At 73.4% G+C, this 293-nt stretch carries 1 protein-coding gene; it reads left to right on the top strand.

Going from position 1 to position 293, the window contains the following annotated elements:
• Positions 1-293, top strand: a 293-nt coding sequence (locus HKX41_11080) for a hypothetical protein (GenBank protein ID NNC24674.1), incomplete at both ends; no start/stop codon positions are given.

Consider the following 293-nt stretch of genomic DNA (forward strand, 5'->3'; position numbering starts at 1 on the left):
CAGTTCTATTCCACCGAGTCCGGCTTCGACCCGATGCTGGCGCGGCATCCCAAAGCGCGCCGCTTCGAAACCCGCGACGCCACCCGCGGCCGCCTGCTGCAGGTGGCTCTGGAGCAACGCTGCGAGCCGCCGGCCGCGCCGGTGTGGACCGCGCAGCCTGTGCGCGCGGCGTCGGCGTCCGCGTCGGCGTCGGCGTCGGCGGATGAGCATGCGGTGCTGCTGTACGGCTGGCCGCAGGCCATCGTCGCGGCGCTGCGCGTGGCTTGGCCGCGGACGCAATGGATCGATCTGGG

The sequence above is a fragment of the Salifodinibacter halophilus genome (assembly GCA_012999515.1).
In the GTDB taxonomy this organism is placed as follows: Bacteria; Pseudomonadota; Gammaproteobacteria; order Nevskiales; family Salinisphaeraceae; genus Salifodinibacter; species Salifodinibacter halophilus.